Raw genomic sequence first — 8,953 nt, forward strand, 5'->3', positions numbered from 1 at the left:
GCGTTCTTGACGCTGAAGCTGGCTGATGATCAGAGGGGAGCCGTAATGCGCATCGTCCCGGTTGCACTCGCACCTCGATCAGAAGGCCGGGACTGCTGCGTCAGCAGACCTGCGTTCCAGTTTCCGTACCTGTAGCGAGCACGCGCAGGTCGAGGAGCCGACGACTCGGTACACAGAAGTAAGACTTCTTTCGGTGCTGCTGCCGTCCGCGGTGGCCACCGGCCTGGGCGACTCGTCCCTGGCGAGCCACGTGACGCTGGTGGCTATGCCACGTTGCGCCAGCCTGGGACTTCACCTGCATCGACATGGTCGACTGCTTTTGCCCACCTGGCTTGTAGGCCGTCGAGGAGGCGTTGTTCGACTTCGGCGGCGATGTGTGAGTAGACCTTCTGCATCTTGTCTTCGAGGGTGTGGCCGAGGCGGGCGGCTTGGGCGATTTCGGGGACGCCGTCGGCGATCATCCAGGTTTTGTGGCTGTGCCGCAGACCGTGAAACGTCAGGCCGGGTTTGACGGGCTGGATCCAGACGGGCGGGGCTTTGCGGTTGAGGTTGCCGTCGGCGGCGGGGCGCATGGCGCGGCGTCCGAAGTTGGAGCGGCGCAGGTACTCGCTTTCGGCGGAGACGAACGGGTGTGGATGGTCGTGGCTGTCGAGCAGGACGCGCAGCAGGCCGATCAGGAACGGCGGGAGGGTGATCGTGCGGGCGGACTCGGCGGTCTTGGGTGGGCCGAGTTCGAAGTGGCCGTTGATCTCGTGCAGGGCGCCGATGTCGGGGTCGATCTCGAAGCATCCGTCGTCGAGGTGGATGTTGCTGCGTTGGAGTCCGGTGAGTTCGCCCCACCGGGCTCCGGTCCATGCGGCCGTGGCGATGAGGATCGCGGCCCAGGGGCCGAGCAGGAGTGCCGCGTTGTCGGCGATGCGCAAGGCTTCTTCGGGTGTGGCCCACATGCGTTCGCGCATCTTGGTGCGTTGGCGCCTGCCGCGTCGTCGGGGGCGTATGGGGTTGGCGGCGATGAGTTTTTCGTCGGCGGCGTCGGCGAGGAGCATCGACAGGATCTTCATCATCGTCTGCACGGTGGTGGCGGCGTAGCCGGAGGCGCGGACCTTCTTGGCCCACGCGGCCACTGCGATCCCGGTGATGCCGGCGAGTGAGGTCTCGCCCCAGCGGGGCAGGATGTGGTTGTTGAGCAGGCTGCGGTACTGGGTCTCGGTGTTGCGTGAGACGTCGAGTGCGTCGAGCCAGTCGACGGTCCACTCCGCGAGGGACAGTTTCCCGGCGGCGGGGTCGATCCAGGTGCCGCGGCGTTGGTCGGACTCCATGGTGTCGGCGTGGTCGTCGGCCGCGGTCTTGGTGGGGAATCCGGAGATGGAGCCGAGTGTTCCGTCGTCTTTCCAGTAGCGGACGCGCCAGCCTTTTCCGTGTTTCTCTGCCCAGGCCATCGGATTCCTCCCGTCGATCGATTTGACGGGCATATGGACGCATTGTGTACGCAAGAGGGCAAGCGCTTCCGTGCTTGCCCTCAAGACGCTGATCAGCGGGAACGAGGTCGTCCGCGTGCTGGGCGCACGGTCTGCGCGCCGTCTTCGGCGATGCCTTTGAGGTCTGCGAGCGAGAACCGCAGATGCTTGCCGATGAACGTGCACGGTATTGCGCGGCGGCCTGCTTTGCGGCGTAGCCAGCTCTCCTTCACGGACAACATCTCCGCGGCCTGCGCCGGCGTGTACAGCATGGTGGCGAGGTCCTCATGGCATGGAGTCGGAGGACCCGGCGACTCGGTCCTGACGATGCGGCCGCTCATGTTCCTTCACCTCGACTCGCGACGGTCCAGGTTGCATCCATGACATCGGGAGTAGCCGGATCGGTCACCAACGCAGCGTCTGCGGCTTCTGCTTTCTGCGGGAGCAGACTGCCGCGGTCCGACCGCAGCTCGCTGCGTGACGCTCGCCTGGTTCTGCGACGATCAACGCTATGGCCGTCCCGGACACCCACCTGCGTCAGATCGCCCGCTGGTGCGAGCAGCGCATCCCGGCGCACGCACTGCATCAGGTACGCGTCGAGTACACCGTACGCGGATCGAACGTGACGATCCTGGAAGTCCGAGCGCCCTGGCGAGAGGACTTCGGACCCGAGTGGAGCCGACGGCCGATCGCGCAGCTGCGCCACGACGGCACCCGTTGGTGGTTGTACTGGCCTGATCGCAACACCCGCTGGCACCTGCTGCCGGACGTGCCCGCGCAGACCTCGCCCGCCGCACTGCTGGATGTGATCGACGAGCCCAACCGCGCGTTCTGGTGACCGACCTCGCGAACGAACTGTGACATTGAGGCATGGCAACGCCGCGGTGACGGTGTCCACAGTGGGCGCTGAGTCCCGGTCGGCGGCGCATAGGTCGCCGAGATTCGGGACGCCCGGCATACGGACGTCGAGCAGCATGGCGACGTGCGGGTCGTTGTCGGCACACCATGCGATCCGGCCGCGGCCAAACGCGGTCGACGATGCCGGTATAGCCGCGGCGCGCGGCGGCGTCACGTCGTCCGCCGGTACGATGCTGGGCACACGTCTGTGTCCGTAGTGGACTGGCTACGCGCCCTCTCGGGCCTCAAGCCGGTCCGAAACACCACCACATCCTCGTGCGCGATCAGGTGTAGAGGGAGTCCGGCGCGGCGTTGCTTGGCGATGAAGTCGCGTTGGAAGAAGCTGCCGCGGGGGACGAGGTCGTGGTCGGCGACGCGGGCGAGCAGCGCGACGCAGCGTTCGACCGGGATGAGTCCGGCATGTTCGCCGCAGGCGAGGATCTGGGAGGGCAGGTCGATGAGTTCGGCGTGTTCGCGCCAGGGGCGGATGGTGATGGCGATGTGGCCGCCGGGGCGTAGGTAGGCGGCGCAGCCGGTGAGGATGCGGGTGAACCCGGCGAGCAGGCGGTGGTGGCCGATGTTGGCCAGGTTGCCGCGGTCGAGGGTGTTGCCGTAGAGGTGGTGGTACTTGTGCACCCCGCCGTCGCCGGTGACGACCTGGCCGTGAGTGGACGGCCCGTACGGGGGCGAGGTGACCACGAGCGCGGCCTGCCCGAGGTAATGCTGCGGCAGCACCGCCGACAGGTGCCGGGCGTCGCCACCGAACACGCGCCCCTCGGTCTGCACGCCGGCGTTGCGGGCGAGCTCGAGGTTGGCTTCGGTGACACCAACCCAGTGCGGTTCGTACTCGACGCCGACGGCGTGGCGGCCGAGGTGCAGGGCTTCGACGAGGGTGGTGCCGATGCCGCACATCGGGTCCAGCACGAGGTCGCCGGGCTGGGTGTAGTGGGTGATGGCGTGCCGGGCGACTTCGGGCAGCATCTTGGCCGGGTGCGCGGTGGACTCAGGTGTGTAGCGGCCCTTGCGCTGGGTGGCGGGGGAGGTCTGCGCGGTTGCCCACACCGACAACGCGGAACGGGTCTCGGTGGCGTGATTCATCGGATGACCCCGTTCTCGCGGACGGCGGCGGCGACGGACAACGGCAGTGGTTCGTGATCACGCGGTTGTGCAAAGACGAGCACGTCCGAGTGAGCCATCCGGTGCGGCGCGGGTAGGCCGCGGACGGTGGCGTGATGCTGTTCCCGTTCGGCGCGGTCGATCTCGGCCGGGTTCGCGGTGAGGGTGAAGTCACCGTCGCGAACGGGGGCGTGGACGGCGACGACGTGCTGGAGGGAGAGCAGGTCGGCGGCCTGCGCGGCGGCCACGATCGGCCCGCTCGGGTCCACCAGCCGACCGCCACCGCGATGACTGTGGGTGAGCACAGCGAGGACGCCGCCGGTGCGCAGCAGACGCGCCGCGAACAGTGCGACGTGATCGCGCAGACCGTCGACGAGTCGCTCGGGCGGCAGGCTGGCGATGACCAGATCCGCGGTCGCCGCCGTATTTGCCTCTGGCCGGTCGCACAGTTCCAGCGGCGGCTCGGTGGCGTGATCCGGATGTGGTTGCGGGTCGCCGACGAGGTCGGCCCAGAACGGTGTCGAGCCATGCCTCGCCGCCACCGCATCGGGATCGATGTGAATCACGTGGGTCTCGCGGCCGAGCGCGCGGACGGCATCGGTGGCGGTGGCGACTGCGTGGTCGTCGTCGGTCTGTGGCCGGGCCACCGGCACCGAGCCGGTCAACCCGGCAGCGCCCAGCGGGGCGGGGGTCGCGAGGAGCACGACGCGTGCGCCGGGAGCGGTGAACGAGGAGACGACCTTCTCCACGACCGGTGCGGGCCAGATCGCGACAGGGTCGGTAGGCGGGTGCCCGCACACCCAGACGGTGGCCGGGGTCGGTGGCCCGCTGCGGCGCGTAGTGGCGGTGCTGCCACGGCGTCGGGTGGCGGGGCGGGTGGGTGACTACGACTCGCGCCGGGTGTCCCGGCTGGGCGGTCCGGTCCGGGATGCGCGGGTCCGGGTGTCGGTGTCGGATCGATGGTCTCGTGGGGCCATGGGGTCCTCCGCAGCCATGAGGTCGATGAATCCGTGCGGCACCTCTCAACTGCGCGAAAAGGACCCGTTTCGGACACGCCCGTCCTGAACTTTTTCCTGAGGCGTGAAACCTCGCTGCGAGACACGCCAAGGGGGTGCTGGTGGTCAACGACGAGCGACAGAAATTTTTGATGGAACTTGGAAGAGGTGTTCATCGGCGTGCGACCGGCCGGACTGGCGGCTACTACGCATCTACTATCGACCTACTACGGAGGTTCGATAACCGCAGCTAGAACGCACTGGTTCGACGGTCGCCCTGTTGAGGTCGAGCGATCCCGCGGACTGGCCGCCTGTGCGGGGCGCCGGATTCTTTGTGATCTTTGAAGTTCTCGCGTAGTCGTGCGGTAGTAGTTTGGTGGTAATTTCGTAGTAGCGGCCGTGGCTTCCTTGGCGTGTTCATATCAACGCGCAAGGGAGCGTGTGTCATGGCTGACTACTTCACAGGTGGCATGCGGGAGGAATCGTCGGGCGGGTCGGTTTTCGATGTCGCCTCGAGGGCATTCTGGTTGTTGGTGTCGGGCCCGAATCCGATCTCGATCGACGGGCAGCTGTTCGACGGTTTCCCGGACCGGCCGGTGCCGCTGCACGAGGTGCGACAGCGGCTGCTGACGGCCCGCCGGACTGCCGCGGTGCGGGATCAGGTGTGGGCGCATGTCGTCGAGCGGGCGCGTTCCGAGCGGGGCGCGTGGACGGTCGGCTGCGTCGGCTTGGCGCTGCCGGGATTGATTACGGCGGCGGCCCGGCTGGTCGGCCCCTACGCCGGCGACCCGACCGACGTGTACGCCGCGATGATCGAGGGATTTCTCGACGAGCTCGCTCGGATCGACACCGGCCGACCCTGGATCATGCAGCGGCTGCAGGCCGCCGCCCGCGCCGCCGGTAAGCGGCTGATCCGCGAGGAACTGGACCGGCCCGCCCCGATCGACGAGCAGTTCCGTTCCGAGCCGCCGCCCGAACCCTGGGGACATCCCGATCTCGTGCTCGCCCGCGCGGTGGCCGACAGCGTCATCACCGCGCAGCAGGCCGACATGATCGGCGCCACCAGGCTGGAGGAGATCTCCGCCCGCGACTACGCCGCCGCGCACGGGATCAACTACCACACCTTGCTGCGAGCGCGGCTGCGCGCCGAACGCAAGCTCGTCGCCTACCTCACCGGCACCGCCGACGAGCACGACTTGACCACCCACGATGCCGAACTCGTCGACTGCGTGGCTGCCCGGATGGCCTTCACCCGCAACGCGCGACCCGGTGTGCCGTCACGGCCCGTGACTGGTCGTGGGTCGGGTCGGCCGGAGAAAAGTCGCCGTCGCGTGTCCGAAAACGGGCCCCGTGAACGCAGTTGAGAGGTGCGGGACACCACTGCCACCCGCGTCATCTCAGGCCCGTTCCGGAGGTGCCCGATGCGCGTCATCCCACACCGCACACCACGTCACCAATGCCCTCATCACGGTCGCTCGGACTCATCCGGTGCTGCGGAGCTGCGGCGTGGAGTCGTGGCCTGTGGTCACGTCTCGCCGGACCGCGCACAGAACGGCATCGCCGAGCGCACACCTCGGAGGACTCGCCGGGGTCGGCTGATCGTGCTGGCGGCCGAGCTGGTTGTTGTGGCGTTGCTTGCCACGTCGTCGGTGGCCCGCGCGCAGTCCGTCCAGGTGGTCGCACTGGCGCAGACGCTCGACGAGGTCCTGACCAACATCCGCAACTGGCTGATGGGGATTCTGGCGGCCCTGGCGACGGTGTTCTTCACCGTCGGCGGGGTCCGCCGGATCTTCGGCGCGGGTGATCCGGGTGAGCAGGAGAAGTCCAAGGACTGCTTCAAGGCCGCCGCTTGGGGTTACGGCCTGGCCGCGCTCGCGCCGCTGATCGTGACGGTGCTCAAGGGCATTGTGGGTGCGTAGCCGATGCCCGCGCACAGGTCCGGTCACACGGTGCCCACCTCCGTCACCTCGGCCCGTTCGGCGGCTTCCGCACCCCATGTGCGGCGGCGTGGTGTCGCGCGACGGCCGCTGGTATGGCTGCTGCTTGTCGGCCTTGTGGTGGTGCTCGGCGGCATGGCCACGGTCGCGGTGGCCCAGCCGAATCCGGTCGTGCCGCCGAGCCCCACTGGGACCGCGCAGCCCAGCAGTACGGCGGGCCAGGCATCGCCGGACCCTTGCCGTACAGGTACACCGGGGCAGCCGCTGCCACCGCAGTGCATCCCACAACCCACCACCAGCACGGTCACCGCACCACCGGTCACCACACCGTCGGCGCCGCCGAGCCCGGCCAGTGGCGACTGCGGCATCACCGATGTCGAGGCCTGCATCGCGGACGGCATCACGAACTTCTTCTGGGCGTTGGTCGTCGGGGCTCTGAACTCGTTGCTGCGCCTGGTCGGCGAGACGTTGCTGACGACGCCGACGCTGGAGCAGCTGCCGCGGGTCGGTGAGTTGTGGGAGTCCTCCCGGGGCATCGCGGTGGCCTGCTACGTGCTGCTGGTCATGGTGGCCGGGCTCGTGCTGATGACGTACGAGACCCTGCAGACGCGTAGCGCGCTTCGCGAGACCGTGCCGCGTATCGCGGCCGGGTTCCTGGCGTCGAACCTGTCGCTGTTCCTGGCGGCCAAGGCGATCGAGGGCGCCAACGCCCTGTCGTATGCGTTGGTCGCGCACGGAGTGGATCCCAGTGGTGCGGCGCAGACGCTGTCGGCTTTGTTCACGCACACAGTGATGAACTCGGTCAGCAGCGGCGGGGTCTTCGGTGTGTTGCTGTCGCTGGGCATCGTCGTGCTGCTCGTCGCGTTGGGGGGCACCTATGTGGTGCGCGTCGCGCTGACGGTGGTGCTGCTGGCGGGGGCGCCGCTGTTCCTGGCAGGCCATGGCTTGTCGTACACCGACGGGATCGCCCGCTGGTGGTGGCGTGCGTTCTTCGGGGTGCTGGGCATCCAGCTCGGCCAGTCGCTGGCACTGATCACGGCGTTGCGGGTGTTTTTCGCCGAAGGCGGGTTCACCTTCTTCGGGCCGACGCCGGACGGCATCGTGAACCTGATAGTCACCGGCGCGCTGCTGTGGATCCTGGTCAAGATTCCGAGTTGGGTGATGCACCACATCCAGCTCGGCGGCGGGCGCCGGTCGCTGCTCGGGTCGCTGCTGCGGACATTCGTCATGTACAAGACGTTCGGTCTGCTGCGCGGCGGAGCAGGCTCACGCGCCCTGGCCGCCGGTTCCGCGGCGAGCCGAGCCGGTAGCGGGAACAGCGCGACGGATCCGTACGCATGCACCCGTGTGGAGGGCAACGGCCAGTACTTGTTGCCACTGACCGGGTTGCGTCGTCAGCGTCGCCAGAAGTCCAGCGCCCCAAGCCCTGGGGTGTCGCCGAGCGTGGCGACATCGGGCAGGCGTAGTACTCAACTGACGCTGCCTCTGAACGACGGATGGCCGGAGAACCGACCGGTCCTGGGGCGCGACGGTCAGTATCGGCTGCCGCTCGCGGTACAGCGCACCGCCAAGACCACCCCTCTGTCCCATGTGGATGCGCCGACTCCGGCGAGGCCCGCGGCCCGTCAGCTTCATGACCGAGTCAGGTTGTGTCAGTTCGAACCGCAACGCCTCGCCTTCCTGCACCGCCAGCACGCCGGCGTGGTCGTCGATCACCGCGAGGGCGAGATGTTGTTCCTGGTCGGCGACACCGCGCATGGCGATGGCGATCCGCCCACGCGTGTACACGTTCAGTGTCTGCACAAGCTCAGGGGCGAAGTCATCCCTGCGAATCAACCCGCGTGCGATCAGCGCATCCTGCGCGGCCTGCCCCAACCGCAGCCGCTCCTCCGCTTCGACGGCGAAGTGCGGAATCGAGAACGGAAACTGCCGGACGTCGAGCCGCAGCGCCACGCCCAGCACGTCGAGTTCGACGAACGAGCAGACGATCTCCCCTGACACGTGGATCTTTCCCTCCCCGAACACCGCTCCCACGGTGCGTGACCGGCAGCCATACTGCCAGTCGATCTGTGCTCTACGGAGCGTTACAGAACGGGTTGCCCCTGTTTGAGGGGTTGATCACTACGGTCCGTGAGTAGATCGCGGTCAACATCGGCACCGGGGAATAAGTAGAAGCACGCAATTCCGGGTGAACGGCGTGCGCGTCCACCACCTGTCATGATTCGCTCGCTGTGAGTGAGGGGCGGAGACATGTACGGGAACCCGGACGAGCTGGATCGGATCGCGGGCGAGATCGAGAAGCGCGCTGATGGCGTGCGGGATCGCGCGAAGAAGCTCGACGATGACGCGCGGAAGATGGAGTGGCACTCGGTCGCCGCAGAACGCTGCCGGGAAACCGTCGGCGGGGACAAGCGGCAGCTGGAGAAGGCAGCGGACGGGCTGACCGAGGCCGCTGTGCTGTTGCGGCGGCACGCGCAGGAGGTCCGTGAGCTGATCGCGATGATCAAGCGGATCTCCGAGGCTGTGGTCGGCTGGTTCACCGGTGCGATCG

At 67.9% G+C, this 8,953-nt stretch carries 12 protein-coding genes; 4 read left to right on the top strand and 8 right to left on the bottom strand.

The features are described from left to right. Positions 1–263: 263 nt before the first annotated feature. Together ACWEIJ_RS36075 and ACWEIJ_RS36080 are read right to left on the bottom strand one after the other, a co-directional pair. Positions 264–1,439, bottom strand: a complete 1,176-nt coding sequence (locus ACWEIJ_RS36075) for a tyrosine-type recombinase/integrase (protein ID WP_449841734.1) — start codon at positions 1,437–1,439, stop codon at positions 264–266. A gap of 92 nt (positions 1,440–1,531) precedes the next feature. Further along, on the bottom strand, positions 1,532–1,798 hold the full coding sequence (locus ACWEIJ_RS36080) for a helix-turn-helix domain-containing protein (RefSeq protein WP_449841735.1): 267 nt from the start codon (positions 1,796–1,798) through the stop codon (positions 1,532–1,534). A gap of 170 nt (positions 1,799–1,968) precedes the next feature. On the opposite strand from ACWEIJ_RS36080, the gene ACWEIJ_RS36085 reads away from it, so the two are divergent. Then, positions 1,969–2,295: a DUF3024 domain-containing protein gene (locus ACWEIJ_RS36085; protein WP_449841736.1), complete on the top strand. Its 327-nt coding sequence runs from the start codon at positions 1,969–1,971 to the stop codon at positions 2,293–2,295. Positions 2,296–2,525: 230 nt separating this feature from the next. Here the strand turns inward: ACWEIJ_RS36085 and ACWEIJ_RS36090 are convergent, their stop codons facing one another. Then, on the bottom strand, positions 2,526–3,452 hold the full coding sequence (locus ACWEIJ_RS36090; protein WP_449841737.1) for a TRM11 family SAM-dependent methyltransferase: 927 nt from the start codon (positions 3,450–3,452) through the stop codon (positions 2,526–2,528). Then, on the bottom strand, positions 3,449–4,219 hold the full coding sequence (locus ACWEIJ_RS36095) for a hypothetical protein (RefSeq protein ID WP_449841738.1): 771 nt from the start codon (positions 4,217–4,219) through the stop codon (positions 3,449–3,451). The genes ACWEIJ_RS36090 and ACWEIJ_RS36095 overlap by 4 nt, the downstream gene beginning before the upstream one ends. 692 nt (positions 4,220–4,911) lie before the next feature. On the opposite strand from ACWEIJ_RS36095, the gene ACWEIJ_RS36100 reads away from it, so the two are divergent. After that, a complete protein-coding gene (locus ACWEIJ_RS36100; RefSeq protein WP_449841739.1) occupies positions 4,912–5,829 on the top strand; it encodes a hypothetical protein in 918 nt (305 codons plus the stop codon). Between the two features lie 150 nt (positions 5,830–5,979). Further along, a complete protein-coding gene (locus ACWEIJ_RS36105) occupies positions 5,980–6,384 on the top strand; it encodes a pilin (RefSeq protein WP_449841740.1) in 405 nt (134 codons plus the stop codon). 23 nt (positions 6,385–6,407) lie between these two features. On the opposite strand, the gene ACWEIJ_RS36110 is transcribed toward ACWEIJ_RS36105, so the two are convergent. The 4 genes from ACWEIJ_RS36110 to ACWEIJ_RS36125 are packed head-to-tail and all read right to left on the bottom strand — an operon-like array spanning position 6,408 to position 8,436. After that, entirely contained in the window at positions 6,408–6,938 is a 531-nt protein-coding gene (locus ACWEIJ_RS36110; RefSeq protein ID WP_449841741.1) for a hypothetical protein, read from the bottom strand. A gap of 12 nt (positions 6,939–6,950) precedes the next feature. Then, positions 6,951–7,247: a hypothetical protein gene (locus ACWEIJ_RS36115; protein ID WP_449841742.1), complete on the bottom strand. Its 297-nt coding sequence runs from the start codon at positions 7,245–7,247 to the stop codon at positions 6,951–6,953. A 30-nt stretch (positions 7,248–7,277) separates the two neighbouring features. Beyond that, complete coding sequence (locus ACWEIJ_RS36120; RefSeq protein ID WP_449841743.1) at positions 7,278–7,631, bottom strand: hypothetical protein; 354 nt, start codon at positions 7,629–7,631, stop codon at positions 7,278–7,280. A gap of 37 nt (positions 7,632–7,668) precedes the next feature. Further along, positions 7,669–8,436, bottom strand: coding sequence for an ESX secretion-associated protein EspG (locus ACWEIJ_RS36125; protein WP_449841744.1), 768 nt, complete (start codon positions 8,434–8,436; stop codon positions 7,669–7,671). 216 nt (positions 8,437–8,652) lie between these two features. Between ACWEIJ_RS36125 and ACWEIJ_RS36130 the strand changes: the two genes are divergently transcribed. Continuing rightward, the coding region (locus ACWEIJ_RS36130) for a WXG100 family type VII secretion target (RefSeq protein WP_449841745.1) at positions 8,653–8,953 on the top strand (301 nt) is incomplete at its 3' end.

The sequence above is a fragment of the Lentzea sp. NPDC004789 genome (genome assembly GCF_053601075.1).

What these genes read in the sequence shown, in the direction of transcription:
- ACWEIJ_RS36120 (WP_449841743.1), bottom strand. Translation starts at nt 7,631, where the DNA reads ATGACGAATGTCCGCAGCAGCGACCCGAGCAGCGACCGGCGCCCGCCG.
- ACWEIJ_RS36075 (WP_449841734.1), bottom strand. Translation starts at nt 1,439, where the DNA reads ATGGCCTGGGCAGAGAAACACGGAAAAGGCTGGCGCGTCCGCTACTGG.
- ACWEIJ_RS36085 (WP_449841736.1), top strand. Translation starts at nt 1,969, where the DNA reads ATGGCCGTCCCGGACACCCACCTGCGTCAGATCGCCCGCTGGTGCGAG.
- ACWEIJ_RS36090 (WP_449841737.1), bottom strand. Translation starts at nt 3,452, where the DNA reads ATGAATCACGCCACCGAGACCCGTTCCGCGTTGTCGGTGTGGGCAACC.
- ACWEIJ_RS36080 (WP_449841735.1), bottom strand. Translation starts at nt 1,798, where the DNA reads ATGAGCGGCCGCATCGTCAGGACCGAGTCGCCGGGTCCTCCGACTCCA.
- ACWEIJ_RS36110 (WP_449841741.1), bottom strand. Translation starts at nt 6,938, where the DNA reads ATGCCCCGGGAGGACTCCCACAACTCACCGACCCGCGGCAGCTGCTCC.
- ACWEIJ_RS36100 (WP_449841739.1), top strand. Translation starts at nt 4,912, where the DNA reads ATGGCTGACTACTTCACAGGTGGCATGCGGGAGGAATCGTCGGGCGGG.
- ACWEIJ_RS36115 (WP_449841742.1), bottom strand. Translation starts at nt 7,247, where the DNA reads ATGCCCAGCGACAGCAACACACCGAAGACCCCGCCGCTGCTGACCGAG.